The organism is Vogesella mureinivorans (assembly GCF_007644035.1).
Lineage (GTDB): Bacteria > Pseudomonadota > Gammaproteobacteria > Burkholderiales > Chromobacteriaceae > Vogesella > Vogesella mureinivorans.
On record NZ_VMTV02000649.1, the window covers coordinates 1 to 366 of the forward strand.

Here is a 366-nt window from a genome sequence, read left to right on the forward strand (position 1 = left end):
ACGTTTCTGGTGTAGTAATTACCAAGATTTCGTCTTCATCGACTTCGATATCTTCAGCACCTGCCTCTAAAGCAATGTCCATGATCTTGTCTTCTAAAGAAACATCTTCAAAAGTAATTTCACCACGCTTGGTAAATAAGTAAGCGACCGAACCTGCTGTACCCAAGTTACCGTTGGTTTTAGAGAAACAATGACGAACGTCTGGTACTGTACGATTAAGGTTATCAGTCATCGTTTCAACAATAACTGCTACACCACCAACACCATAACCTTCATAAGTGACTTCTTTTAAATCATCGTTATCTTCACCACCAGCACCACGCTGAATAGCACGATTAATGGTATCGCGTGTCATATTCACTGAAA

General features: G+C 40.2%; 1 protein-coding gene. It reads right to left on the reverse strand.

The features are described from left to right. On the reverse strand, positions 1 to 355 hold a 355-nt coding region (locus FLQ44_RS17100), incomplete at its 3' end, for a YebC/PmpR family DNA-binding transcriptional regulator (protein WP_276607872.1). Positions 356 to 366: the final 11 nt, after the last annotated feature.